Source organism: Parafrankia sp. FMc2 (genome assembly GCF_041008525.1).
GTDB lineage: Bacteria > Actinomycetota > Actinomycetes > Frankiales > Frankiaceae > Parafrankia.
This window is the reverse complement of sequence record NZ_JBFLUG010000110.1, coordinates 1-25820: the sequence shown is the minus strand read 5'-3', so window position 1 is coordinate 25820 and position 25820 is coordinate 1. Positions and strand designations below refer to the sequence as shown.

At 72.4% G+C, this 25820-nt stretch carries 19 protein-coding genes; 10 read left to right on the top strand and 9 right to left on the bottom strand.

Annotated features, from left to right (window positions below; translation table 11 throughout):
- The first annotated feature begins 127 nt into the window (after positions 1–127).
- From AB1460_RS27240 to AB1460_RS27215, 6 genes are all read left to right on the top strand, one after another.
- Positions 128–1159, top strand: a complete 1032-nt coding sequence (locus AB1460_RS27240; protein WP_368964968.1) for a carbon-nitrogen hydrolase family protein — start codon at positions 128–130, stop codon at positions 1157–1159.
- Complete coding sequence (locus tag AB1460_RS27235) at positions 1159–2820, top strand: NAD(P)/FAD-dependent oxidoreductase (protein WP_368964967.1); 1662 nt, start codon at positions 1159–1161, stop codon at positions 2818–2820. The genes AB1460_RS27240 and AB1460_RS27235 overlap by 1 nt, the downstream gene beginning before the upstream one ends.
- Complete coding sequence (locus AB1460_RS27230) at positions 2817–4031, top strand: MSMEG_0565 family glycosyltransferase (RefSeq protein WP_368964966.1); 1215 nt, start codon at positions 2817–2819, stop codon at positions 4029–4031. Before AB1460_RS27235 ends, AB1460_RS27230 begins: the two co-directional genes overlap by 4 nt.
- Positions 4032–4286: 255 nt before the next feature.
- Complete coding sequence (locus tag AB1460_RS27225; RefSeq protein WP_071091407.1) at positions 4287–5171, top strand: alpha/beta fold hydrolase; 885 nt, start codon at positions 4287–4289, stop codon at positions 5169–5171.
- Between the two features lie 106 nt (positions 5172–5277).
- Positions 5278–5865 carry a phage holin family protein gene (locus AB1460_RS27220; protein ID WP_368964965.1) on the top strand — a complete coding sequence of 196 codons (588 nt, stop codon included), beginning with the start codon at positions 5278–5280 and terminating at the stop codon, positions 5863–5865.
- A 209-nt stretch (positions 5866–6074) separates the two neighbouring features.
- Positions 6075–6356 (top strand): DUF3618 domain-containing protein, encoded by a 282-nt coding sequence (locus AB1460_RS27215; RefSeq protein ID WP_368964964.1) that lies wholly within the window; start codon positions 6075–6077, stop codon positions 6354–6356.
- Between the two features lie 81 nt (positions 6357–6437).
- Here AB1460_RS27215 and AB1460_RS27210 read toward each other — a convergent pair whose 3' ends face one another.
- Complete coding sequence (locus tag AB1460_RS27210) at positions 6438–7775, bottom strand: DUF4407 domain-containing protein (protein ID WP_368964963.1); 1338 nt, start codon at positions 7773–7775, stop codon at positions 6438–6440.
- Between the two features lie 318 nt (positions 7776–8093).
- Between AB1460_RS27210 and AB1460_RS27205 the strand changes: the two genes are divergently transcribed.
- On the top strand, positions 8094–8534 hold the full coding sequence (locus AB1460_RS27205; RefSeq protein WP_368964962.1) for an SRPBCC family protein: 441 nt from the start codon (positions 8094–8096) through the stop codon (positions 8532–8534).
- Here the strand turns inward: AB1460_RS27205 and AB1460_RS27200 are convergent.
- The gene (locus tag AB1460_RS27200) at positions 8491–9081 is read right to left on the bottom strand and encodes an ATP-binding protein (RefSeq protein WP_368964961.1); all 591 of its coding nucleotides are present in this window, start codon (positions 9079–9081) and stop codon (positions 8491–8493) included. The two genes, AB1460_RS27205 and AB1460_RS27200, sit on opposite strands and share 44 nt — an antisense overlap.
- Positions 9082–9458: 377 nt before the next feature.
- Between AB1460_RS27200 and AB1460_RS27195 the strand changes: the two genes are divergently transcribed.
- Positions 9459–12095, top strand: coding sequence for a Tex family protein (locus tag AB1460_RS27195; RefSeq protein WP_368964960.1), 2637 nt, complete (start codon positions 9459–9461; stop codon positions 12093–12095).
- A 32-nt stretch (positions 12096–12127) separates the two neighbouring features.
- Here the strand turns inward: AB1460_RS27195 and AB1460_RS27190 are convergent, their stop codons facing one another.
- From AB1460_RS27190 to AB1460_RS27160, 7 genes are all read right to left on the bottom strand, one after another.
- Entirely contained in the window at positions 12128–13018 is an 891-nt protein-coding gene (locus AB1460_RS27190; protein WP_368964959.1) for a polysaccharide lyase, read from the bottom strand.
- A 204-nt stretch (positions 13019–13222) separates the two neighbouring features.
- Positions 13223–15361: an acyltransferase family protein gene (locus AB1460_RS27185; RefSeq protein ID WP_368964958.1), complete on the bottom strand. Its 2139-nt coding sequence runs from the start codon at positions 15359–15361 to the stop codon at positions 13223–13225.
- A 1-nt stretch (position 15362) separates the two neighbouring features.
- On the bottom strand, positions 15363–16892 hold the full coding sequence (locus AB1460_RS27180) for a right-handed parallel beta-helix repeat-containing protein (RefSeq protein WP_368964957.1): 1530 nt from the start codon (positions 16890–16892) through the stop codon (positions 15363–15365).
- On the bottom strand, positions 16889–18208 hold the full coding sequence (locus tag AB1460_RS27175; RefSeq protein ID WP_368964956.1) for a glycosyltransferase family 2 protein: 1320 nt from the start codon (positions 18206–18208) through the stop codon (positions 16889–16891). Before AB1460_RS27175 ends, AB1460_RS27180 begins: the two co-directional genes overlap by 4 nt.
- Positions 18205–19404: a UDP-glucose/GDP-mannose dehydrogenase family protein gene (locus AB1460_RS27170; protein WP_368964955.1), complete on the bottom strand. Its 1200-nt coding sequence runs from the start codon at positions 19402–19404 to the stop codon at positions 18205–18207. The genes AB1460_RS27175 and AB1460_RS27170 overlap by 4 nt, the downstream gene beginning before the upstream one ends.
- An 836-nt stretch (positions 19405–20240) precedes the next feature.
- The gene (locus AB1460_RS27165; protein WP_368964954.1) at positions 20241–21620 is read right to left on the bottom strand and encodes a DUF5925 domain-containing protein; all 1380 of its coding nucleotides are present in this window, start codon (positions 21618–21620) and stop codon (positions 20241–20243) included.
- A 172-nt stretch (positions 21621–21792) separates the two neighbouring features.
- Positions 21793–22248, bottom strand: a complete 456-nt coding sequence (locus tag AB1460_RS27160) for a hypothetical protein (RefSeq protein ID WP_368964953.1) — start codon at positions 22246–22248, stop codon at positions 21793–21795.
- A 404-nt stretch (positions 22249–22652) separates the two neighbouring features.
- On the opposite strand from AB1460_RS27160, the gene AB1460_RS27155 reads away from it, so the two are divergent.
- Together AB1460_RS27155 and AB1460_RS27150 are read left to right on the top strand one after the other, a co-directional pair.
- Positions 22653–23813: a BadF/BadG/BcrA/BcrD ATPase family protein gene (locus tag AB1460_RS27155; RefSeq protein ID WP_368964952.1), complete on the top strand. Its 1161-nt coding sequence runs from the start codon at positions 22653–22655 to the stop codon at positions 23811–23813.
- Positions 23814–24878: 1065 nt separating this feature from the next.
- Positions 24879–25820, top strand: a 942-nt coding sequence (locus AB1460_RS27150; protein ID WP_368964951.1) for a hypothetical protein, incomplete at its 3' end; no start/stop codon positions are given.

Genomic DNA, 25820 nt, shown 5'->3' with positions numbered 1-25820 from the left:
CCTCGCGGAACTCATGCCGGACCTTCACGGTCGAGCGAGCAGGGCGATGGCCCGGTGGGGACCAGGGGCGTGTCCGAACTCTCCCATTCGCGAGTTCCGACACGAGGAAGGTGCACCAGTGAGCACAGTGCGCCGCGGGGACCCGGCGGGCGAACGGGAGCAACCCGCCCGCCCACCGGTGACGATCGCCGCGGCGGCCGCTCCGTTTGTCCGTGACCTGGACGAATGCTTCGCCCGGATCGGCCGGCACATCGACGCGGCCCGGCAGCGCGGGGTGGATCTCCTCGTGCTGCCGGAGGGCGCACTCGGCGGCTACCTGCATGGTCTGCCGCCCACCGCGGACGACCTGCGGCCGCACGGCGGCCCGGTCACCGAGCTCGGAGACGGGCCGGACGGCCCGCCGGGGCGCCGGGGCGGCGTCCCCGACCCGGGTGACCGGCAGCGAGGCGGGCCGCCGGCGCTCGACCCGGACGGCCCGGAGATCGCGCGGCTCGCCGCGCTCGCCGGAGATATGGTGGTCTGCGCCGGATACACGGAGCGTGACGGCCGGTACCGGTACAACAGCGCGGTGTGCGTGCACGGTGGCGGCGTCCTGGGCCGGCACCGCAAGGTCCACCAGCCACTGGGTGAAGGCCTCGTCTACGAGGCCGGGCGCGCCTTCACCGCGTTCGACAGCCCACTCGGCCGGATGGGAATGATGATCTGCTACGACAAGGCGTTCCCGGAGGCGGGGCGCAGCCTCGCCCTCGCCGACGCGGCGATCATCGCCTGCCTGTCCGCCTGGCCGATCTCCCGCACCCACCCGGCCGCCGACATCTCCGAGGACCGTTCCCTGCACCGCTTCAATCTCTATGACCAGGTCCGCGCGCTGGAGAACCAGGTCGTCTGGGTGTCGGCGAACCAGACCGGCGCCTTCGGCACGCTGCGTTTCGTCGGTAACGCCAAGGTCGTGCACCCGGACGGGTCGGTGCTTGCCACGACCGGGCCGGAGGACGGCCTGGCCGTCGCCACTCTCGACGTCACCGGCGCGCTGGGCGCGGCCCGCGGCGGGATGAACCTGCTGCGGGACCGCCGCGGCGCGAGCTACTCGCCGCAGTGCCTGCTCGCCGGCGAACCGTACGACCCGCGGCGTTCGCAGCGCGCCCGGGCCACCTGCTGATGCGCACCGCCACCACCCCTGCCACCGCCGTCGTCGTCGGCGCTGGTGCGTCGGGCCTGGTCACCGCCCTGCTGCTGGCGCGGCGCGGCTGGCGGGTCACCGTGCTCGAACGCGACGTCGACGACTGCCCCCGCACCCTCGCGGGCATCGCGGGCTGGCATCGCCCGGGCGCGACCCAGACCTGGCACTCACACGCCTTCCTCGCCCGCTGCCGGTCGCTGCTCGCCGAGCACGCACCGGACGTCCTCGCCGCCCTGCGGGCCGCGGGCGCGCGGGAGACCCGCCTGGTCGAACACGCACCGCCGACCCTCACCGGTCCGCCGCCCGGCGGCGGCGATGACGGCGGCAATCGCGGCGGCGATGGCGATGGCGATGATGACGAGCTGGTCGTGCTCGGGTGTCGCCGCGCGGTGCTCGACTGGGTGCTGCGCGATGTGGTGGGCCGCGAACCCGGGGTGAGCCTGCGGCCGGGGGCCCGGGTCGTCGGCCTGCTTGTGGCGGGCGGACCCGCCAGCCCGGGCCGGGGGCCGCTGCTGGTCCGCGGGGTGCGCCTGGCGGACGGGTCCAGCTGCGAGGCCGACCTGGTCGTGGACGCGGCCGGGCGGCTCTCACCGGTGCGCCGCTGGCTGGTCGACGCCGGCGCCGACCTGCCTGCCCCGGCCGAGGCCGACTGCGGCATCGCCTACTACTCACGTTTCTACCGCCGGCGCGGCCCGGAGCCGGACCTTCCGCTCAACCGCGGGCACACCGCCGGGGCGTCCTTCGACCGCTACTCCTGCCTGATGTTCCCGGCCGACAGGGACGTCTTCTCGATGACCTTCGGCGTGCTCCCGGAGGACACGGAGATCCGGGTACTGCGCCACGGTGCGGCCTTCGACGCGGCGGCACGTTCCATCGGCATGTTCGGCCCGTGGCTCGAGCCCGGCCAGGTCGAGCCGGTCTCGCCGGTGAGCGCGATGTCGCACCTCACCAACCGGCTGCGGCCGCTGGTGCCCGACGGGCACCCGGTGGTGCTCGGGCTGCTGCCCGTCGGCGACGCGGCGGTCATCACCAATCCGGCCCACACCCGCGGGGTGACCCTCGCCGTACTCGCCGCTGTCCGCCTCGCCGAGACGGTGGGGGCGTCACCCGACCCCACCGTGTGGGCCCACACGCTCGACGAGCTTCTGCGCGCCGAGTTCGCCCCCTGGTTCGAGGATTCGTGCGCCCAGGACGCAGCCCGCCTGCTGCGCTGGCGCCCGGCCGGGCCAGGGGGGCCGCCCGCCAGCCAGGCCGGGGTGGCCGGGGGCGCACCCCCGACCGGTTTCACGCCGTGGCCGGCGGCCCCGGCCACCGTCGCGGCGGCCCGCGGGGGTACGGACGCGCCCTCGGTCACCAACGGTGAGGCGTACCTGGCCGCCCGCCGGGATCCCTGGGTGTGGCGCCGCTTCACCCGCCTGCAGAACCTGCTGCTTGCGCCCTCGGTGCTGGCCGATCCCGAGTTCGTCGCCCGGGTGCGCGCCGTGCTGGCAACGGACTGGCGCCCGGCAGTCGTGCCGGGGCCCAGCCACGACGACCTGGTCGGCCTCGCGGCCGACGCGCACGCCCACCCGCCCGACGCTGCGGACAGACCGAACCGGGCGAGCGTGCCGGGCCAGCCAGGCGTGCCGGAGCCCCGATGACCGCGGCGGGGGACGGGCCGCTGGCGGTCGCACTGCTCACCTATTCCACCCGGCCGCGCGGCGGCGTGGTCGCCACCCTCGCGCTGGCCGAGGCGCTGGCCCGCGCCGGGCACCGCGTCGACCTGTGGACGCTCGCCCGCGGTGGCGACATCGGCTTCTTCCGACCGGTCGACCGCGCCGTGCGGATCCGCGCGGTGCCGTTCCCGGACGTCTCCGACGAGGCGGTCGGGCCGCGCATCCTCCGCTCGATCGCCATCCTCGGCGAGGCCTTCGCCGCAGGACAGCAGCACGAGGCCGGGAGCTGGTACGACGTCGTGCACGCCCAGGACTGTCTCTCCGCGAACGCGGTGGACGACTGCGTGCGCACCGTCCACCATCTCGACAGTTTCACCACTCCGGAGCTGGTCGCCTGCCACGAGCGCGGGCTGCGCCGCCCGCACACCCACGTGTGCGTCTCGGCGGCCGTCGCCGCCGAGCTGGCCGCCGGCTGGGAGATCACCGCGACCGTGATTCCGAACGGGGTCGACGCCGCCCGCTTCACCGCGGCGGCGGATCCGGGGGGTCCGGGGGGTCCGGCTCACGCCGCTCGGGAGCGCTGGCGGGCCCGCCTCGGCCGGTATGTCCTCGCGGTCGGCGGGATCGAGCCGCGCAAGGGCACCGCGGATCTGGTCGAGGCGTTCGCGCGGCTGCGCCCGCGGCAGCCGGGGCCGGTCTCACTGGTCCTCGCGGGTGGGGAGACGCTGTTCGACTACCGCGACTACCGCGACCAGGTGCTGGCCCGCGCGGCCGGCCTGGGCGTCGAGCCGGTCATCCTCGGGCCGGTGCCGCACGAGGAGCTGCCCGCGCTGGTCGCCGCGGCGGACGTGTTCGCGTTCCCCTCCGCCAAGGAGGGTTTCGGGCTGGCCGCGCTGGAGGCGCTGGCCGCCGGGGTCCCGGTGGTGGCACGTGACCTGCCGGTCCTGCGGGAGGTGCTGGCGGGGGCCTGGGCGGCGGGTGCCGTGCGGTTCGCCGCGGAGCCGGCGGGGTTCGCGGCCGCGCTGGACGGATATCTCGATGCCGCCGAGCCGTGGCCCGACCGGCCCCCCGACCCCGCGCGGGTGGCGGCCGGGCGGGCGCTCGCCCACGGCTTCAGCTGGGACGTCTCCGCCGCCCGGCATGTGTCGCTCTACCGTGCGCTGGTCCGGGCACGCTCCGCGGCACCGCCGTCGTGAAGCCCGGGTATCGCGGTCCGGGCTGGCTACGCAGGGTCCCGCGGCAGCGAGGCCCGGGCGACCGGCCGCAGGCCGCGGTGGCCGCCCCGTGCCCCTGGGTTCCGGATCAGATCGGGTCCGTCTCCGGCGGCGAGTCGGAAATACGACGAATCCGCCACCGGGCCGAGGGACACCGGCGGGAGCCCGTCCACGGTGTTTCATCAAGGAAGCGGCGGTCGCCGATAACCGCAACGACGAGCCGAACGGCAGACATGGATGTATGAGGAAGCACCGGCCTGGTTCGAGGCCGCCATCGACACGCGTCCCGAGCGACTGGAGGCCGAGGTCGACGGGACGACCGTCAGCTACCGGTGCTGGGGGCGGGTGGACGGGCCCGGGATCGTGCTCGTGCACGGTGGCGCGGCCCACGCCGGCTGGTGGGACCACATCGCCCCGCTGATCCCGGCGGAGTACCGGGTCGTCGCTCTCGACCTGTCCGGCCACGGTGACAGCGGGCGGCGCGACGAGTACTCGCTGAGCACGTGGGCGTCCGAGGTCGTCGCGGTCATCGACCACGCGGGGATCACCTCGCCCCCCATCGTCATCGGCCACAGCATGGGCGGCTGGGTGACGATCACCACCGCCGCCGAGTACCCGGACCGGGTCGCCGGCATCGTGCTGATCGACTCGCCGGTGCAGGAGTCCACCCCGGAGGAGCGGGCCGCCCGCGAGCGGACCGCGTTCGGCCCGCTGCGCGTGTACCCGACGGCGACCGACGCGCTGGCGCGGTTCCGCACGGTGCCGGCGCAGCCGAGCAGCCTCCCGTACATCATCGATCACATCGCCCGGAACTCGATGGGTGCGATGCTGGGCGGCTGGGCCTGGAAGTTCGATCCGAACGTGTTCGGCAACCGGACGCCCTCCCCCGAGGTCCTGCGCAAGGTCCACTGCCGGGTCGCGCTGTTCCGCGCCGAGAAGGGCCTGGTCACCGCCGACATCGGGCATCTCATGTACAACCTGCTGGGCCGGGTCGCACCGGTGATCGAGATCCCGCTCGCCGGGCACCACGTGATGCTCGACCAGCCGTTGTCGCTGGTCACCGGCATTCGCACGATCCTCGCCGACTGGCAGCACTCGTCCCCGCAGGAACGCGCCGACTGACGCTGGCGACGGTTTATCCGGCCACGGGCGGGCATCCGGGTCTACACCGACCAGCAGGGAATTCACCGGAGGGCTCCGGGACCGGCACGGTTGAGAGGGAGACGGTATGACCAGCGCACTCGCCCGCCAGCCGACGACACAGACCACGCCTCCGGTGGACCGCACCGGCGTGCCTGACGACGCCGAGATGGCCGTCAGGACGCCTGTCGACGGCTCCGCCGCGTACCCCGAGGTCGCCGCCGTCTCGCCGCCGGAGACCCGGCCCGGCACCGCCGCGACGCGGAGCCCGGTGACGCAGACCACCGAAGCCGCCCCGGGCCACGCCTCCACGGGCCAGCTGGTCAGCGAGGTCGCGAACGACGTCTCGACGCTGTTCCGCCAGGAGCTCGCCCTGGCGAAGGCGGAGCTCCGCGAGGAGGCGACCAAGGCGGGCAAGGGCGCCGGGATGTTCGCCGGAGCCGGTGGCGCCGGGTTCTTCGCCCTCGTGTTCATCCTCCTCGCGGTCATGTTCGGGCTGGGCTCGGTGATGGCGCTCGGCTGGGCGGCACTGATCGTGGGTGTGCTGCTCGTCGCCACCGCGGCCGTCCTCGCCCTGATGGGCCGCCGGACGGTGAAGAACGTGCACCCTGCGCCCACCCAGACGGTGGAGACGCTGCGCGAGGACGTCCAGTGGGCGCAGAACCGCCGGCACTGACCACCAGCACGTCAGCAATTGACATCCAGTGGGCGCACAGTCGCCGGCACTGACCCCCAGTACGTCGACAGACCCCAGTACGTCGACAGACCTCAGTACGCCGACAGACCTCAGTACGCCGGCAGACCCGGTACGCCGGCAGACCGGCCGGCCTCCAGCAGGCGCACGCCGCCGGCACCCATCCGTCGACCGCCGCCAGGGAGGCGACTGTGACAAGCACGAAGTCCGACGAGATCCGCTCCGAGATCGAGGCGACCCGCGCGCAGCTCGGTCATGACCTCGACGAGCTCTCTGACCGGATCAGCCCGCAGAAGGTCGCCGGGCGCACCGCGCAGGGAGTGAAGACGAAGGTCGCCACCGCCAGCAGCGCCGGCCGGGCCAAGGCCCGGGAGAACCCCCGCGCCGCCGGCACGGTGGCGGGCGGCCTGGCCGCCGTGGGCCTGCTGACCTCGATGATCCGCCGCCGTCGGCGCCGCCGCAGGGCCGGCTGATGCTGGATGCCGTCGGCCCCGGGACTGTCGGTCCCGGGTCCGACGGCGTCCGCGCGCACGTGGCGACGGCCCGGGTGGAACTCACGGCCCCAGCGAGGCCGGCGGGGTCTGCGGGGCCGTGGCTGTCGGGGCTCCCGGCACCTGCTGCGGGGGACCGGTACCGGACGGGTCGCGCGGGACCGGCTCGCGCGAGACCATCCCGACGGCGTCGCGCGGCAGGGTCCCGGACGGCTCGCGCGGGACCGCGACGATGCCGTGCCGGGCGCGCACCTCACGCAGCCGGGACTGCTGCTCGGCGCTGATCTCCGCCTCGGCGAGGCGGCCGTCGGCTGTGTCCGCCGTCCAGCGCACCGCCGATTCGACGCCGTCCCGCCGGAGCTGGTAGTCCTCCCAACGGGCCGCCAGCCGCGCGGCGACGACGGGCGCGAGATCACGCCGCTCGCGGGCTGTGTGCCCCACCTGCAGCGCTGCCACCTCGGTATCGGTCTCGTCCCGCCAGCGGGCGAGCCGCTCCCGGCGGCGGTAGGAGGTCGCGTCGAGCCCGCGCTTGAACAGCAGCGGCGCGAGGTCCACACCGAGAAGCAGCAGGGTCAGCAGCACCCGCCACACCAGGACCGACCTGTCCTCGGTGGTGAGCCGCCAGAACGCCTTCTCCCGCATGAGCAGGTCGTTCGCCGCGCCGCTGGTGCCGGCGGCAGTCGTCGCGAACGCGGCCCGGTCCTTCTCCTGGCCGGCACGGAACTCGTCGAGACCCGCCTGGGCGGCGTTGCGCAGACGGGCAGCCTCGGTGACCGCGCCCGTCGCCGCGGCCAGCTCACCCAGTTTGATCTCATAGACCGGCCCGGCGCCGCCCAGGCAGGACGGACCGCCGGTGAGCTGGCAGTTCACCTCGGCCGTCTTCGACTCGACCAGGGCGTTCGCGGCGTCGAGGCGTTTCTGCTTGGCCGCGAGGTCCGCGGTGCGGGCGGCCAGTTCGCCTTCCTGGTTGACATCCCAGGCGGCCAGCATGCGGCCTGTCTCCTCCTGCTGGATCTCGGTTACCCGGGCGGCGATGGACGTCTCGAAGATACGCAGCAGGACGGCTTCACCGACGAGGACCGCGCCGCATATCGCGATGAAAACCCGAACCATCATCGAGAAGCCCGGCCGGGTGGTTTCGACGGCGCCGTCCTTGCCGTAACGATAGGACGTCTGGGTGAGCAGGACGGAACGGTCGATGAAGAATATGAAAAGGGCGTAGAAGAGGCCGTAGGGAAGCGCCCGCGCCATCCCGGTGCCGAATCCGACGGCGGCGACCGTCGCGCCGGCGTAGGTGGCCAGCACCGCGGTCAGCAGCATGAGGATTCCGGCCGTGACGAACCGGGCCCGGTCGGCCGGCGGGAGGAAACGGGCCTGAGCCCCGGCGAAATACACCAGCATGTCACCCGCGGCCCGCAGCGGCCCGCGGCGCGGAGCCTGTTCTCGCGTATCACTGGACGTCTGCGGAGAATGTGACACAGGACCCCCGTCCAACCGGCATGGCACAGCCTCGGCTGCCTTCTCCCGATCGGGTCACGCGCCCCGGATCACGCGCCGCGGGTCGCGTCGCCGGGCAGCGCGGTCACATTAACGGCCGGCAGGCGTTCCCACAATTCGCGATCGGGTACCGCCGACGAGGGGGACGTCCACGCGCTTATGTCGGGCCGGGGATAGTCTCGGCTTTTCGGATGGACGCATCGAGGGAGGGACGGAGTCGCGATGGCGCGCATCAGTGTCGAAGTGGAGCGGACTGTGGGCGGGGCACCGGAGCGTGTCCTGGGCCTGCTCGCGGACTATGCCGGCACCCGGGCCCAGCTGTGGCCAGAAATGATCACCGACTACCGGGTGGTCGAGGGCGGCGAGGGCGCCGGCACCCGGATCGCCTACCGCCTGCACGCCACCAAGAAGCGCATCCGCGAGGTCGAGGCGCTGGTCAGCGCGCCCTCGGCGGGCGTCCTGCTGGAAGCCGACCAGCGCTCGTCCCTGCGCACGCAGTGGTCGGTCCGCGCGGCGGGCGCGGGCGGCAGCACCGTCACGGCGCTGACGACCTGGGACGGTGGGGGCGGTGTCGGCGGCTTCTTCGAGAAGACCTTCGCGCCGATCGGTATCCGCAAGCTCAGCAATGCGGTGCTGGACGGGCTGGAGGCCAGGCTCCGCTGATCTCCGTCGGGTGTGCCCGGTGTGCCCGATGCGTCGGGTGCCTCGGGTGCGTCGGCGCACGGCCGGAGTCCACCGGATCCGTGTCAGCGCCGGCCACCGCGCGGCCGCTCTCGATGCGGCAGTGCAGGCGCACGACGGTGCCGGCGGGCGACGAGCTGAGCTGGACCAGGTCACAGAGCTGATGGGCGAGCCACAGTCCGCGCCCGCCCTCCGCGTCAAGGGCGGGAGGCCGCCGCCCGGCCAGCGTGTCCCGCAGGTGGCCCCGGTCGGAGACCTCGCAGATCAGCATGGCCTCCTCCGCCCAGACGCGGAGCACACCACCGCCGCCGCCGTGGCGCACGCTGTTGGTGAGGATCTCGTGGAGCGCCAGTTTCAGGTCGGCTGCCCGCTGCGACAGCACACCCGCCTTGCTGGCCAGCATCAGGACCTGGCGGCGGGCGGCCAGCAGGTTGTTGGCGGTGAACAGCAGCCGGGTCACGGCTGCGCCCGACACGGCGGGAGCGGGCAGTCCCCCACCGCCGGAACCGTGCTCCGGAACTCCTCGCACAGATCCTCCGCCGCCGCAGATCCCTACCGAAAGTGACAGTTCATGCAGATTCGTTGACATGTCGCACCAACGGATGCACACGATATTCCGTCGGGTAGGGGCCGCCACCTGCGTCGGTGGGGACCGTCAGCGCCGTCACAGATCGTCCGGTCGCCAGGCCCGTCCAGCCGGCGGCAGTCGGCCGCAAAGGGCGGCGAAGGGTGGCAAAGGGCCCGGACCCGGCCAGGTGGCCGTGAACGTGCACACGGCGTCGCGCCCGGGGTGCGGCCTCACCCCGAACGTCACGGGCTATCCGGCGAGAGGGATTATCAGAGGTAACAGCCCCCGGGAGGATCCGGCGGGGACGACGAGGACACAGGCAAAGGCGGTTGCGGATCGTGACGACGGTGTCCGTCCCGGAGACGGTGACTGTCCAGGCGCGGATCGCCGCGGAGCTGGGCGTACGCGAGGGGCAGGTGACCTCCACGATCGACCTGCTCGACGGCGGGGCCACCGTGCCGTTCATCGCCCGGTACCGCAAGGAGGCGACCGGCGCCCTCGACGACGCGCAGCTGCGCACCCTGGAGGAGCGGCTGCGCTACCTGCGGGAGCTGGAGGAGCGACGCACGGCGGTCCTGGACTCCATCCGCAGTCAGGGCAAGCTCGACGAGGCCCTCGAAGCGCAGATCATGGCGGCCGAGACCAAGGCGCGGCTGGAGGACATCTACCTCCCCTACAAGCCGAAGCGCCGCACCAAGGCGCAGATCGCGCGCGAGGCGGGGCTGGAGCCGCTCGCCGACGCCCTGCTGACCGACCGCTCGCTCGACCCGCGCGCGGCCGCCGAGGCCTACGTCGATGCGGAGAAGGGTGTCGCCGACGCCACCGCCGCGTTGGAGGGCGCCCGCGCCATCCTGGTCGAGCGGTTCGCCGAGGACGCCGATCTCATCGGTGACCTGCGCGAGCGGATGTGGTCCCGTGGTTACCTCGTGAGCAAGGTCCGCGAGGGCAAGGAGACCGACGGCGCGAAGTTCGCCGACTACTTCGACTTCGCCGAGCCGTTCACGAAGCTCCCCTCCCACCGCATCCTCGCGATGTTCCGCGGAGAGAAGGAGGAGGCGCTCGATCTGACCCTGGAGCCGGACGAGCCCGCCGACCCGGCGGAGCCGCCCGTTCCCGGCCCGACCGACTACGAGCGCCGCATCGCCGAGCGCTTCGACATCGCCGACCAGGGCCGGCCCGCCGACCGCTGGCTGCTCGACGCGGTCCGCTGGGCGTGGCGCACCCGCATCATCGTCCACCTCGGTGTCGACCTGCGGATGCGACTGTGGACGTCCGCCGAGGACACAGCCGCCCGGGTCTTCGCCGCGAACCTGCGCGACCTGCTGCTCGCCGCCCCCGCGGGAGAGCGGCGCACGATGGGTCTCGACCCGGGCTTCCGGACCGGGGTGAAGGTCGCCGTCGTCGACGCCACCGGCAAGGTCGTCGCGACCGACACCATCTACCCGCACGTGCCCGCCCGCCGCTGGGACGAGTCGATCGCCTCCCTGGCCAAGCTCTCGGCGGCGCACGGCGTGGATCTGATCGCGATCGGGAACGGCACCGCCTCCCGGGAGACGGACAAGCTGGCCGAGGACCTGATCCGCCGGCACCCGGACCTGAAACTGACCAAGGTCATGGTCTCCGAGGCCGGCGCGTCGGTGTACTCCGCCTCGGCCTACGCCTCGCAGGAACTGCCCGAGCTGGACGTCTCGCTGCGCGGCGCGGTGTCGATCGCGCGGCGGCTGCAGGACCCGCTCGCCGAGCTCGTCAAGATCGATCCCAAGTCGATCGGGGTCGGGCAGTACCAGCACGACCTGTCCGAGACGCGCCTGTCGTCGTCGCTGGACGCCGTGGTCGAGGACTGCGTGAACGCCGTCGGGGTGGACGTCAACACCGCCTCGGCGCCGCTGCTCGCCCGGGTCTCCGGGATCGCCGGCGGCCTGGCGGACAACATCGTGCGCCACCGTGACAGCAACGGGCCGTTCCGCTCCCGCACCGGTCTGCTCGACGTCCCGCGGCTCGGGCCGAAGGCGTTCGAGCAGTGCGCCGGCTTCCTGCGTATCAGCGGCGGCGACGACCCGCTGGACAGCTCCAGCGTGCACCCCGAGTCCTACCCGGTGGTCCGGCGCATCCTGACCGCCGCCGGCAGTGACCTGCGCGCGCTGATCGGTGACACGAAGACGCTGCGCTCGCTGAAGCCCACCGACTTCGTCGACGACACCGTCGGCCTGCCGACCGTCACCGACATCCTCGCCGAGCTGGAGAAGCCCGGGCGTGACCCGCGGCCGGCGTTCAAGACCGCCGCGTTCACCGAAGGTGTCGAGACCCTCGCCGACCTGGTGCCAGGCATGGTCCTCGAAGGCGTCGTCACCAACGTCGCCGCCTTCGGCGCGTTCATCGACATCGGTGTCCACCAGGACGGCCTCGTGCACGTCTCGGCGATGTCGAAGAACTTCGTCAGCGACCCCCGCGAGGTCGCCAAGCCCGGCGACATCGTCCGGGTGAAGGTGTTGGACGTCGACGTCCCCCGCAAGCGGATCTCGCTGACGCTGCGCCTGGACGACGAGCCGGGTGCCGCGGACGCGGGTGGCCAGAACCCCGGCGAGCGCCGGTCGGCACGCGGCGGCCGGGGCGGAGCGGGCCGCGGCGGGAGTGGCGGCGCCGGTAACGCCGGGACCGGGGCTGGCGCCGGGGCCGGGGCTGGCGCCGGCGCCGGGGCCGGGCGCACCTCCGGCCGCGACGGCGGCCAGGCGTCCGGTGGCCGGGGCGGCGGCGGTCGCGGCGATGGCGGCCAGCGCGGCGGCGGCCAGCGGGGCGGCAGCGGCGGCCCGGGTGGCGGCGGCAACCGCGGTGGTGGGCAGCGCGGCGGCGGCCAGCGCGGCGGGCGGACCGACGGTGCCATTGCCGACGCGCTGCGCCGGGCCGGCCTGGTGACCGGCGACGAGGTCACCCTCGGCGACTCCGGCCGCGACAACCGTCGCCGCGGGCGCCAGTAGGCCCGACGGCTTGGCACGGGGGTCCCGCCGGATCAGCAGGTTCCGGCGGGACCAGTCTCGATGAAGCGGTCCGAGACCACGAAGGTGGCGAAGTCCGCGTACTGGTCGATCGGGCTGGCCCAGCTGAGGTCGTCGCCACCGAAGAAGGTGGAGAAGAAGACACCGTCGATCCGCAGTGTCGGCGTGCTCCGGAAGAGCACGCCGTCCTGGTGGAACACCCCCCGGCCGTCGACCCAGACGGTCAGCGACCCGTCGGCCCGGCCCGGGGTGTTCAGCCGCACCCGCTGCTGGATGGCCGCCCAGCGATCCGGGACGAATTCCCAGGCACCCAGGCCGAGTGTCGTCCCGTAATCGCGGGACAGTGGGAGATACGCGTAGACCTGCCCTTTCCCGCCGTCACGCCACATGTATCTGGTCGAGAATCCATTGGTACCGTCCGGCGTGTGCCCACCGGCCACGTGTGTACCGCCGAAGAATCCGGGGAGTTTTCCGCCGCGGGCAAACCGAAAACCGCTCCGGAAACGGACGCGATAGCTCAGGAAGAGGTCGTCACGCGGCCCGCCGCGGAACAGCAGGTAGGCCTGCGCCCCGCCGGACGGCGCTCCGTCCTCCTGCACGGACAACTGGCTGGCCGACCCGGCCGGGTAGCGGACCCGGATGGATCCCCACCCGCAGCCCGGCGCCGGCGGCCGCACCGCCACATCGTCGAGGCCGAACGCTCCGCGCTGGCGGATGACGAGCTCGTCTCCGAAGAAGCTCTGCAGGTGCGGAGCCACCGGCAGCGGCCCGGCCGTCGTGGCCAGGCGCACCGCCGGTTCCCGGCCGCGGCCGCCGTGACGCCCGGCATCGGACGTGCAGCCACCGGCCCCGGCCGCGCCGAGCAGTGCGACGATGGCCACAGCCCGCCGCGACGGTGTGCTCACCCCGACGACTCCCCCTGATTCGCGCGTCCCCGACGCACGCGAATCCCCCGACCCGCGCGAACCACCCAAGGACTTCCGGCCGGCGTGCTCTCCCCGGCCGCGGGCATTGTAGAACCCGCCCGGACGGCGTCCTGTGTATTCCGGAAACCGGCGTGCCGGTTGCTTCCGGTCCCCCTCCGGCCCCCGGTTGACCCGGCTGAGCAGTCAGCCGGCCAGCCGGACGAGCTCCGGTCCGAGATAGGGCGCGAGCGCGGCAGAATACGTCCCGGTGATATGGCTCTTGTCGTAGTAGACGACGGTGTCGCCGATGATGGGCGGGCATTGGTCCCTCGAGCACAGCCACGGCACCGGATCCACCAGCATCGCCCCGCCGTCGAGCGCGCCACGAGTCTCGATGGCCCGCTGTGGCTCGGTCAGCTTCGACTCGGAGACCTGTACGACACACCGCCGCACATGCCCCGGGTTACGGGCCAGGCAGTCCGGGACGTCGAAGCCGGGATAGGGGGTGTCCGCGATCAGGACGACCTTGGCCCCGGTCGAGCGCAGCTCCCGCACCATCCTCGTCATGCCGCCGGCACCGACCCGGATCGCCTCCGTCCGGGCCTCGGAACCGATCACCACCAGATCGGGCGCGAGCGTCCTGATCCGGTGGAGTGCCTCCGCACGCCAGGTGTTGCATTCGGTGTAGACACGCTTGAGGGTCTCCAGGACGAAGTCCGGGTAGTCCGCCGGCGGGCACCCGCCCTTCGTGTAGGGGACCAGCCGCCAGTTGTACCGGCGGCTGATGTCGTTCATCGCGTTGAACCACTGGTTGGCGTGCGAATCACCGAAGAGCACCACGGTCCGCCGGCCGGACGGGTCTCCGTACACGCAGTCGGTCGGGGTGCTGCTGGTGATCGATGTGTAGCACCGGTTCGCCTTGTAGTCGCTCGGCGCCTGGTCCAGCGAGGGCCGCAGGCCGGCCGGCAGCCCGGTGAGGTCGAGCGACTGCTCGATCACCCGGCTCAGGCCGGCGGACGGCCCTCCGCCCGCCGGACCGCCCGCCGGACCGCCGCCCGCCAGACCGCCGCCCGCCGGCCCGCCGCTGGCATCAAGACGCGCCGCCGGCACCCCGGAGCCGGTGGGCAGAGCGGCGAGCTGGACGATCACCAGGCTGGCGGCCACGGCGGCGCCGATCGAGCAGCCACCGAGGCCGAGCCCCAGCACCGGCCGGCGGACCAGGGCCGGCCGGGACCGGACCGGCTGTTCGACCGCGTAGTAGGTGACGACGGCGAGCAGCAGCGACAACCCGACCGCGACGATCTTCCCGGCGGTGCCGGGCTGTTCCCCGGTGGCCTCCGGCCACAGGATCAGCACCGGCCAGTGCCAGAGGTACCAGGAGTAGCTCACCCGTCCCATCAGCTGACAGGGCCACGCGCGCAGCAGCAGCTCGGCGCCGCGCGGCGGAGCGGCGCACCCGCCGGCGATCACGAGCGCGGACCCCGCCACCGGCAGCACCGCTGCCAGCCCCGGATAGGGCGTGGCCTCCCCGAACATCGTGGCGGCGACCATGATGCCGGCCAGGCCGAGCCAGGTCAGCTGGGATGACAGCGCTCGTGGCATCCGGGCGAGCCCCGGTGCCGCCAGCGCGACAAGGGCGCCCAGCGCGAGCTCCCAGGCCCGGGTGTGGCCCCCGAAGTAGGCCCAGGGGGCCGACCGCGGTGTGATGACCGCGCTGAGGGCGAGCGATGTGCCCGCCACCGCGACCAGCAGCACTGCCACCGGCCCGGCCCGGTGCCTGCGCACCGGGCCGGCCAGCGCCGCCGTCACGATCATCAGCAGCGGCCACACGGCGTAGAACTGCTCCTCGACCGCCAGGGACCAGAAGTGCTGGAACGGTGAGGGCGGCCCGTCCGCACGCAGGTAGTCGGTGCCCTCCTGGGCGAGCCGGATGTTGATCGCCGAGACCGCGGAGAGCACGGCGTCGACCCCGGTGGAGTGGATGCGCAGCGGCGACATCCACCGCCACGCCGCCAGCATCGTCGCCACGATCACCACCGCGGCCGCCGGAACGATCCGGCGGGCGCGGCGGGCGTAGAAGCCGGCGAGCGAGATCCGCCCGTGGGTGGCCCGCTCCGTGACCAGCTGCCGGGTGATGAGGAACCCCGAGATCACAAAGAAGACGTCGACGCCGACATAGCCACCGGGAAGGGCGAGCCCGGAATGACCGAGCACGACCAGGATCACCGCGACCGCGCGCAGGCCCTCGATGTCCGGGCGGAACCTCCGCAGCCGCCCGTCGCTCCCGGCCACCTCCGCGGCGGTCCCGCCGTCCGCCACGCCCCATGGCGCACCGACCGTCATCTCAGAACCTGGCGGCCAGAGCGGGGCGGCCGCCGTGACGGGCCCGCCGCCGCCGCGCGCGCCTGGTGACGCCGCTGAGCAGGAGCAGGACCGCCGGCACGGACGACCAGATGCCGATCAGCACCCGGGGTCGCCACTGGCTGCCATTGTCCCGCAACGTGTTGCCGTCCAGGCCGACGCCCTGCGCGGCGAGCTGGTTGTCGACCAGCGTGTTACCGCGGACCTCCAGGTTCTCGCGCTCCCCGCGGGCCTGTATGCCGACCCGGTTGTCGACGATCCGGTTGTCGGCGATGACGTTGTGCGGCGAGGAGGCGAGCACGATCCCGTCACCCCGGTTCCCGGAGGAGGTGTTGCCGACGATCCGGTTACCGGTGCTTGAGGCGTCCATCATGATGCCGTTGAGGCGGTTGTCCCGGGTGATGTTCCCCTCCACCACCCCGCCGGTGACGAAGTCGGAGAAGATGATCCCGTGCCGGCCGTTGCGCTCGCTGACGTTGTGACGCACCGAGATGCCGGTCGAGTAGCTGTGCGGGTCGACGCCGTAGAGCGTGTTGTCGTGGAACCAGTTCCGTTCGATCGCCACGTCCCGGGCATGGTCCGTGTACGTCCCGATGAAGCTGTGATCAACCTCGGAATGGGTCATGCTTCCCGTCGACCCGTCGGACCAGGAGACACCGTAGGAACTGTTCCAGTCCCGCCCGAGATAGCTCAGGTGGCTGCGTGTGATGACGAGGGTCGCCCGGTTCGTCGCGACGATGAACGGACGCCGCTCGTCGACGGCGAGCAGCAGCGGGTCGCCGCCGGGGACGTCCGGGCGGACGGACACCCCGTCCAGGGTGAGCCGGCCGCCGTCGACACCGAGCAGCACCCCCCGCCGGACGGCCAGCACCAGCTCCCGCACCGGCGCGCTGATCGTCAGCTCTGCGCCCGGTGACACGACGAGCGCGGCGGACACCGAGACCCGCCCGTTGCCGTCAGCACTGATCCAGGACGGGTCGTCGACGGCGCGAACGACGTCCATCAGGCCCGTGACCGGGCCCGGAAGCGGGATGCTGCGCACCAGCTCGCCACCGGCGACCAGGGCGATGTCACTCGTGCGCAGCGCGATCCCGCGGATGTCCGGCGAGGGCCGGCCGGTGGTGGCGTCGATCGTGTTCGGGGGCATCCCGAGGATCACGTTGCTGAGCGGGTCGTAGGACGGCGTGTAGGCGTGCCGGTGGAAGAACTCGGTCGTCGAGGTCAGTTCGCGGTAGTCACGGCCGACCGTCACGCTGAGGGTGACCGCGCTGAGCAGGGTCATCACGGCCAGGAGCAGGTACACGCCGCGGCGGCGGGCCCGCTGGCGGCGCAGCAGCTCGGCGGCGAGCGCCGGGTCCGGCCCGCCGCTTGGCAGACTGAGGGTGCTCGCGGCGCTCAGCGGCCCGGTTCGGCTCAGCGGTCCCGTCCGGCCCAGCGGCCCGGTCTGGCCGCCGTGGCTGAGCTGGTCGGTCTGACCACCGTGCCCGCTGTGGCCGGGGTGGCTCGTCGTCATCGGTGTCGCTCCCCACCCGTCGAGGCCGGCACCCGTCCGGTGCCGCCTGCGGCGTCGCCGCCATCGCCGCTGTCGCCGCGGTCCCGCTCGCGCTGCCCGCTCGTCGCCGCGGTCTTGGCGATGACCTCGAAGCTGCGCGGGTTACCCATGTAGAGGGTGGTGATCAGCGCGACGATGGTGAACGTCGCGGTGACCGGCGCGAGCACGACGGCGGCGAGGGACTGCAGGACGCGGTTGGTCCAGAACTTCGCGCTGCTCACCCCGGGCTGACGCAGGCCGGCGTTGACCCAGCCGCTCAGCCCGAAGTTCACCAACCAGACCGCGAGAGAGCACCAGAACAGCGAGTGCGCCCAGCCGGAGACCTCGATCGTGTCCGTCAGGATCAGCACGATCGCCGACCCGGACGCGAGGAAGGTGAACAGGCTCAGGAAGTACCGCACCGCGATGCGGATCGCGGCACCGAGCGGCAGGACGTCCCGGTTCACGATGGCGTGGATGTTTCCCCACATCCACCGGCGGCGCTGCTTGAAGTACGCCTTCCAGGTCCACGGCGACGTCAGCTGGATGTACTCGTGGAAGAAGCCCCAGCGCAGTCCGGCGGCCGCGGCGTTGCACCCGAAGGTGAGATCCTCGGAGGCGAAGATCCGCCAGTTCCAGGTGACGGTCCGCTCCGTCTTCCCCGTGATCGTGAGGCCCTCACCGTGCACGAACAGCGGCCGGCCCAGAATTCCCTGGAAAGACGAGCAGTAGGTCATGCAGTTGTGGAACCGCAGGTCGTCGATATGGCTGAGCAGGAAGTGCGCGAAGGGCCCGCGGCCGTAGTCGATCCGCGGTGCGGTGACACCCTGGCAGATGTCGTAGTCGGCCGCGTAGGCGGTCTCCAGGTACTCCCAGGTCGGCGAGGTGTCATCGTCCAGGAACGTGATTTTCGTGTCGGCCGTGTCGTAGCCGAGATGCTGGCGGACGATCCGGCTGAACTCCAGGGCGCGGGCCTTGTACTGGGCTACGCAGGTGAAGTCCTTCGGCACGGTGATGACCCGGTCCGCCTCGGGGTAGATGTCGCCGTTTCCCGGCTCGTTGGTCACCCAGATCTCGTAGTTCATCGTCATCGGGAAGGAACGGATCTCCCGGATGATCTCGTTCACCCGGTCCTGTTCCCGGCCGACGGTGGTGATCTGGATGATGTAACGGGAGAAGAGGTCCCGGTTCTGCCGGAAGGTAGTGTGGAACCACCATTCCCCGGCCGCGAGGATGAAAATCTCGATCATGGGCCGCAGGAAGGCGACAAGCAGCAGCCAGGGCAGCACGGCCCTCATCGCGGGGTGCCTTCCGCCGAGTCCGGTCCGAAGGCCTCGGCAGCCGGGCCGAAGCCTTCGGCGGCCGGGTGGAAGCCTTCGGCAGCCGGAGCGGGACGCTGATCCACCGGCCAACCGGCACCTGGTGGCACCGACCCGGCGGAAAGGACCGCCGCCCGGTCGATCACGCCGATCCGGGCGCGGGCGTGCAGCGCATCCAGGTGGTCCGGCAGATCACCCCCGTCCGACCGGTCCGACCGGTCCGACCGGTCGATCCGTTCAGGCCGTTCAGGCCGTCCGCCACGGCGCCGACCCAGGCCGGGAACGTCGTCGAGCCCATCCCTGCCGAGCAGGTCGAAGCGGTCGAGGAACCGGGTGTTCGTCTCGACGACGGAACGGAGGATCGGCAGGTCCACGCCGACACCCGCCGCGAACCCGAGGAAGGCCATGGTGTCCTTCGGCAGGCAGACACCGCCGTACGGTGCGCCGCCCCGGATGCCGTAGCCGGGGTTGAAGGAGGCCTCCGCCGAGCGCGAGACCGTGTCGGAGATGGCGTCAAGGTCGAGCTGGAGCCGCTCCGCGACGGTGTGCATCTCGTTCCAGAACGAGATCTTGGTGGCGTTGAAGATGTTGTGCGCGCACTTGACGAACTCCGCGGTCATCGGATCACCGAAGATCCTCACCGGGCCGCCGAAGGGCGCGAGCAGTTCGGCTAGCCGCTCCTGGACACGCCGGTTCCGAGCGCCGATGACGGTCATCCACGGCCAGCGAAAATCCTCGGCCGCGGACGCCGCCCGCAGGAACTCGGGATTGCTCGCCAGCAGGAAGCCGTCGCCCTGGCGCAGGCCGGACTCCTGCTCCAGCAGCGGGCCCACGAGCCCCTCCGTGGTGCCCGGGTCGACGGTGCTGCGGACGACGACGGTGTGCATGCCGGCGGCGGAGCGCAGTGCCCGGCCGACCGTACGGGTGCCGGCGACGAACGCGGAAAGGTCGTACCGGCTGCCCGCGTTCGGGGTCGGCAGCGTCAGGAAGACGAAGGAGTCCGGCTCCGCGTCGAGATCGAGGTCGAGGTCGAGGCGGGCGTCCAGACCGAGCCCGGCGAGGAAGGAAACCCGCTCCGGCGCGACGTCGATGAATGTCACCGTGTTCCCGGCCTCGAGCAGCCCTCTGCCGGTGGCCGTTCCGACAACGCCGGAACCAACTACAAAGATTCTCATTATCTCAAGCTCCTTGGGGCCCGCTCCGGGCGTGCGCGATGGGCATGACCCGGCGGTGTCGAGCGATGGCGGGCGAAGACGTCCGGAACTGAGCGGAGGAGGGCATGGCTAGGCCGCCCGATCCGCTGATCGTTCTTCGTGGACCGCGCCCTGTCCGTGGAGACGGGCATGGCGGTCGTGAGGCTGAGTCGGGTCAGGCAGAGTCGAACGAACGCCCGAAGGACGACCGTCTAGACGATGATTGTCGAGACGATGAAGCCGCATCGTGTGCGGCCCGCCCGGCCGGGCACACGACACCGGCGCCGCGCGGTCTCACGCGGTCGCGCTCGGCAATGCCTACGCACAGGAACCCGTGCGCACGGGAACGAGAACCCGCCCACCCCGGTGCGGTGTCACCAGTGTTTCCCCCAGTGGATTTCGGTCGGACCCCAGAACCGACCCCCCAGACTCCTATCGACTGATGATTGAACGAGAACAGAGCATCCCCAAATGCCCGTCCCGGCCCTGGAAGAGTAGTCGAAAACACCCCGCCGGTCACCGAAGTACGACAGCGGGCGTGTTACGCCGACCTGCCGCACCACATTCATCTCGAGAGGCACCCGACGCTGTGGCCGCGGCAGATGAATCTGCCGCGGCCACAGCGATCGTTTCGCACATTCAGCCGAAGAGTCCGGAGCCGCCCATATTCCGCGAATGACTCGGAAATTCATCCGATATCAGCATCGGTACCCGCGCCGAAACCGTCGTGGGTGGGCGGTATGCGGTGGGCGGCGGACAGCAGGTGGCGGACAGCGGGTGGCGGACAGCGGGTGGCGGACAGCGGGTGGCGGACGGCGTCAGAGGTAGAGGCCGGTGTGGCCTTCCTTCTCCTGGGCTGCGGTGGGCAGCCGGCCGTCGCGCAGCGCGAACAGCTCCGCCAGAGTCATGGACGAGGCCACCCCCGTCCCGCTGCCGAGCCAGGCGACCGCCTCGTCCCGTGGCAGCGCGCCGACCTCCACCTGGGCGAGGCAGCGGCCCGGGCGCACGATGGCCGGGTGCAGGCGGGCCAGCGGCTCGTTGGTGGTGAGTGCGACCAGCACCTCGCGGCCCTGGCCGACCAGGCCGTCAGTGAGGTTGAGCAGCCTGGAGAGCGCCTGGCCGGAGACGCTGCGGGCGTCGCCCCGCAGCAGCTCGTCACAGTCCTCGACGACCAGCAGCCGCCAGCGCCGCCTGGAGCGCTCCTCCGCGGCCGGCGTCTCCGGAGCACCCGAGGAAGCCGGCGCAGCGGGTACCTCCGGAGCAGCCGGCGCGGTCGCTGCCTCGGGCGTGGGTGTAGATGCGGGCGAGGGCGAGGGTGAGGGCTCCGGGGAGGCCGGAGAAACCGGTGCCTCCGGTGTGCCCGGAGCCGCGGTACCGCCGAGGGCTGCCGCGGTGGCCTCGGGCTGCGTCTCGCCCGGGCCTGGTGCGCTGGTCAGCGCGAGGCTCTCCCCGTCGCCGTCCGTCGGGTCGTCGTCGTCCCCGTCGTCCGAGCCGATCGCGACCTCCATCAGATACCCGGGGTCGCCGAACAGAGCCTCCGGGTCGAGGACGCAGTCGACCTGGCACCAGCGCCGCCACTCGTGCGCCATGGCGCGCAGGATCGTCGTCTTGCCCGTCCCGGCAGGGCCGTGCAGCAGGATCAGCCGGCCCACGAGCGCCTCGGGGCGCATGCCCATCAACCGGTCCAGCGACTCCAGCGACGCCGACGGGTAGTTGCGCCGGATCGACGGCCACGCCGTCGTCGCGGCGCGGCGGGTGATCCGCGTCGGCCCGCGCTGCGCCGACAGGTACCAGAAACCCATGGTGACGGTGCCCTCGGTGGCGGACTCCGCCGCCGCCTGACGCACCACGCCGTCCAGGACGGTGCGGGCCAGCTCCTCGCTGACCGCGGTCACCAGTACCTCTGCGCTGCCGCCCCGCCACCGCACCGCGCGCACCGTCCAGCCGTCGCCGGTCGCGAGGCGGGAGTCGCGCGAATCCTCCACCACGGTGCGCACGACCTCGGCGTCGGCAGGCAGCAGGCTCGCGCCCGGCCGCAGGCGGTCGATGCGGACGCTGCGGGCCCAGGGCTGGTCACCGCTGGTGAACGGTCCCAGTGCCAGCGCGTCGACGACGTCGTAGGGCGTGTCCGAGTCGTCGAGAGCGACGACGAAGGGAAGCTTGGCCCCGGCACCGCGGCCTGGTTGCTCACTCCTCACACGATCGCCGTTGGACGTTGGCCCCTGCCGTGGAATGGACACGAGACAGATACTCGGCGACGAGTGCTCCCGGCACCACCTGGTTTCCCTTTTCCGTCTCGGAAGCAACACGACGGTCCACGACAGTCCGTGATGTGCCGAATCACCGTCATCGTGATCGTGATGGCATCGGCTACGCTCCCGCGCCTGGGCCCGGGGCGTCCGGCGCCGCCCGGCCCGTACCGCCGGCCGTCGCGGTCACGGTGCGCAGCACCGCGGTCAGCCGGTCCCATCCGACGAGCAGGGCGGCACTGTTCCCCACGGCTACCTGGTCGGACGCGAGCTGATGCAGCGTCTTCACCGCCGCGTAGAGGTACTGCGGCCGCGGCCGCCAGGTGGTGAGCTGCGGGTACGTCTCCCCCAAGGCCTGATGCAGAACCCGGCGCAGCGGCGTCTCCGGGGTGCGGCGTGCCGGGTCGAGGTGGAAGAGAATCGTCGTCGCGGCGTCGACCTCGTCCGCGTCCGGCAGCCAGGCGAAGTTCCGCAGGGCGGCCTCGGCTTCGGTGAGCGCCTCGTCCACGGCGGCGACGGGATCGCCGTCTCCGTCGGGCACCGGCGGCGGCGCCCAGTCGTCGTCGTCATCGGTCACCCTCCCACCGTCTCCTTCCGCGGCCGGCACAGGACGTCGAGTGAGCGGGCACACAGCGGGACACAGGTCCCGCCGGGGCAGGACTGATATCCCGCGGCATCGGCATGCGCGACGGGGACACTCACCAGCATCAGCCGCGTCACCGCAGCACCGACGGCCGGCGGGCGGCCCGGGCGGGTCAGGGCTGGACGTCCGGTCGGGGGCCTCGTAGGCCCACCGAGGGGCCGGCGGTCGCCCACCGGAAGGCCACACACGGGACCCGCCGCTGCTGGCACTGTCCGGCCTCCGCGGCCGGGGGCCGGGCGACCGGCACGATGCGGAGTGACAGGGCCACGCGAGAGCGCGCTCGCGGGAACCAGCCAGCGCCGCCACCGGCCTGGCGCGACGGGATTGCGAGGCAGCAGGTGCACAGCCAACAGCCGGCGAGCACGACACCGGAGAGCACCACACCGGAGAGCCTGACCCCGCTGATCAGCCTGCCGGCAGCGCTCCGGCCGCCTGCGCTCGGCGCCGACCGGCAGCCGGCCGGGCCGGTCTCCTTCCTCCTCGGGGTGGACGGCGGCGGGACCAAGACCACCGCCGCGGTCCTCGACCTCCGCCGCGCCGCGCTGAGCACGTTCACCGCCGGGCCGAGCAACCCGGACGTCAACGGGCTCGATGTGGCCGCGGCGTCGATCACGGAGGCGGTGCGCGGCGCACTCGACGCGGCGGGTGCCTCCGCGGGCGACCTGGGTGGGGCGGTCCTCGCGATTGCCAGCGCCGACTCCGAGGAGAACCAGGCCGCGCTCCGCGATCGGCTGCCCGACCTCGCCCGGGTCGAGCACGTGCTGGTGCTCAACGACGTCGTCGCGGCCTGGGCCGCCGGCACCCTGGGCCGGCCCGGCGTGGCGGTCATCAGCGGCACCGGCAGCAACACCCTCGGAGTGGCCGCCGACGGCCGGACATGGCGCTGCGGCGGCTGGGGGCATCTGCTGGGCGACGAGGGCTCCGGGCACTGGATCGGTCTGGAGGGGATCCGGGCGGCCGTGGCCTTCCGCGACGGCCGGGCCCCGTGGTCGGCCGTCGTGCCGCGCCTGCTCGCCTTCTACGGCCTGAGCCAGGTCGAGGACGTCGACGATCTCGTCTACACGACCCTCGACAAGTCGGGGATCGCCGCGTTCGCGGCGGAGGTGGCCGCTGCCGCGGCAGGCGGCGGCCAGGACGGCGCCGATGCCAACGGCGACGGCGACGGCGACGGCGACGAGGTGGCGCGTGGAATCCTCGCGGAGGCGGGCCGGCTGCTGGCCGAGCAGACGCTCACCGCCATCACCCGGACCGGTCTTGCCGGGGACTTCCCGGTCGCGATGGTCGGCGGCGCCTTCCGGTCCGGGCCCGCTTTCCTGGAGGCGTTCACCGCTCATGTCACCGCCGGCAGCCCGGGCGCCCACTTCGTGTGGCCCACGATGTCGCCGGCCGCCGGCGCCGTGCTGCTGGCCGCCCGGCTGACGGCCACGGAACAACTGGTGGACTGGTCCACGCTGGCAGCTGCACCGGAACCGGCGCCGGCCACGCGTTCCGGTCGGTAGGCAGGGAGCTTCGGCGAGGCAGTTCTGGCGGCTGTCCATTCGGCGCGTCACCGTCCGATGCCGTCCGGCCGCGTAGGCAGAAAATTCCGGGCGCCTTCCGCCGCATCGGGGTCACCCGGCGCGGAAAAGCAGCGACCTTTCTGCGCACCCGGGCGGCCGATGGCGGCCCATATACCAACGACGAGAAAGCGCGGCGGCGGACCGGCACCACCGCGCCGCGCCAGCTGAGAACCACTTGTCGCTCCGGCGGGTGAGCCCCGCCCGGCCGCGGTCGGAGGACCCGCAGGTGGGGCGCCGCGCCCCTCGAGGCGGTCACCGGACCGCCTCGAGGTGTCTTTCGCTGTCTGCCGCGCCGGCCGCGAGTTCAGATTGTTCGCCCAGGTCAGGGCACCAAGCATGATCTAGCCCGACTTTGGCGACGGACCGCTACAGCCTGGTTACCCCCGTTTCCGGGGTGTCCATTCGGGCTGGCCGCTCCCACGAGTGGGCCACGCGCCGGCACCCGGGCCAGGTCAGCGCGGACCACTCCAGTACCTACCCGAACTTGCCTACCCGGAAGTGCCGATAAATGCAGGTCAGCGGCCGGGATGCCGCCATCCCTCCGCATCCCGGCGGTCCCCGCCCGACCGAAGATCGCTGACGGTGCGGGATCGCGCGGACACTACTCGCCGCCGGCGCGAGGACCTACCAGATCGCCGCATTTCGGACAAACAGCGACGTCATGACCCTGATAATGCCCGTCAGGCAACCGAAACCACGATCAGTCCTCTGGTTCGGGCGATCTCCGTGATGATCGAAAGAAGTCCTTCGATCATGTACCTGGACCCCTCGGCGGCACGCCGGACGCACAGTACGCGAATAGCGCGGACGAGCACTCGGCCGGTTTTTCGGTCCGCACCCGATGAGTTGCTGGTTAACAGGACGTTGGTAGCTTTCTGCCTCAGTCGAGACTGACCGGCAAACGCTGATCCGCACCTTGCGCCGCCACCCCTCCCAGAATCGGTGGTTCGACGGGCGCCGTCGGCGAGTGTCATGGCGACTCGTCATAGTCAGGGAGAGGGATTCATGCGTATCAACAGAATGCGGGCCGTCACGGCCGGTGTTCTCGGGGCAGCGCTGACCGCGGCGGCGATTCCCGCCTCGGCCGAGCCCACGCCGACGGCAGGCGCCACCAATGACATCACCGCCGGCATCTTCGCCACCCCGGAACCCACCTGGCCCACCGAGACCGGAATCTCGGTGGACCTCGGCCCGGCCACATCCCCCAGCGCTACTCCCAGCAGCAGCCCGAGCCCCACCGTGGCCGCGCCGCCCGCCCCTGGTGCCGTGATCACCAGCCCGTCGTCGACACCCATCGGCACCGGGGACGCGACACTCGACCAGTTCCTGTCCCTGCTGCCGTTCCGCATCCCTTTCGACCGGGATATCAACGGCATTGAGGACTTCGAGACCAATCCACTGGTCCTGAGCTACACCTGCACCGCGCAGGGCCCGCTCTGGAAGGTCAGAAATCGGTCCGACGAGACCTTCGGCTTCGGCTGGTTCGACACCAGCCAGGGGTCGGGCATCTCCACCATCAGGCCCGGCGAGTCGATCGAGCTGCCGACTCGCGCCCTGGCCGTGATCGCCTCGCCCTGGAACGCGAGGACCGGAAGCCTGCTCGTCACCGTTCCGGCTGTCGGGGTGTCGACCTGCGCGGTCGGGCCTGGCGGCGTCCCCGTCCCGACGACCACCGGCGCTGCCGGCGGCGGGGTCGGCGGGGTCGGCGGGGTCGGCGGCACGCCCGCCCCCGGAGTGGGCGGCGTGGGTGGCGGCGGTACGTCCACTCCCGGAGTGGGCGGAGTCGGCGGCGGCGGGACTCCCGGCGGCGGAGGCTCCGGTGGCGGAGGCGGCACCGGCAGTGGCGGCGGCAACGGCGGAGGCGGCGTTCCTGGAGGCGGCGGGACCGGTAGCGGTGGTGGTGTTCCCGGCGGTGGCGGTGGCGGTGGCGGTAGCGGTGGTGGCGGT

Bases quoted from the DNA above. Each gene is read 5' to 3' on its own strand.
- AB1460_RS27230 (WP_368964966.1), top strand. From the start codon at position 2,817: ATGACCGCGGCGGGGGACGGGCCGCTGGCGGTCGCACTGCTCACCTAT.
- AB1460_RS27210 (WP_368964963.1), bottom strand. From the start codon at position 7,775: ATGCTGGTGTATTTCGCCGGGGCTCAGGCCCGTTTCCTCCCGCCGGCC.
- AB1460_RS27175 (WP_368964956.1), bottom strand. From the start codon at position 18,208: ATGAGGGCCGTGCTGCCCTGGCTGCTGCTTGTCGCCTTCCTGCGGCCC.
- AB1460_RS27185 (WP_368964958.1), bottom strand. From the start codon at position 15,361: ATGACGGTCGGTGCGCCATGGGGCGTGGCGGACGGCGGGACCGCCGCG.
- AB1460_RS27220 (WP_368964965.1), top strand. From the start codon at position 5,278: ATGACCAGCGCACTCGCCCGCCAGCCGACGACACAGACCACGCCTCCG.
- AB1460_RS27225 (WP_071091407.1), top strand. From the start codon at position 4,287: ATGTATGAGGAAGCACCGGCCTGGTTCGAGGCCGCCATCGACACGCGT.
- AB1460_RS27180 (WP_368964957.1), bottom strand. From the start codon at position 16,892: ATGACGACGAGCCACCCCGGCCACAGCGGGCACGGTGGTCAGACCGAC.
- AB1460_RS27170 (WP_368964955.1), bottom strand. From the start codon at position 19,404: ATGAGAATCTTTGTAGTTGGTTCCGGCGTTGTCGGAACGGCCACCGGC.
- AB1460_RS27235 (WP_368964967.1), top strand. From the start codon at position 1,159: ATGCGCACCGCCACCACCCCTGCCACCGCCGTCGTCGTCGGCGCTGGT.
- AB1460_RS27205 (WP_368964962.1), top strand. From the start codon at position 8,094: ATGGCGCGCATCAGTGTCGAAGTGGAGCGGACTGTGGGCGGGGCACCG.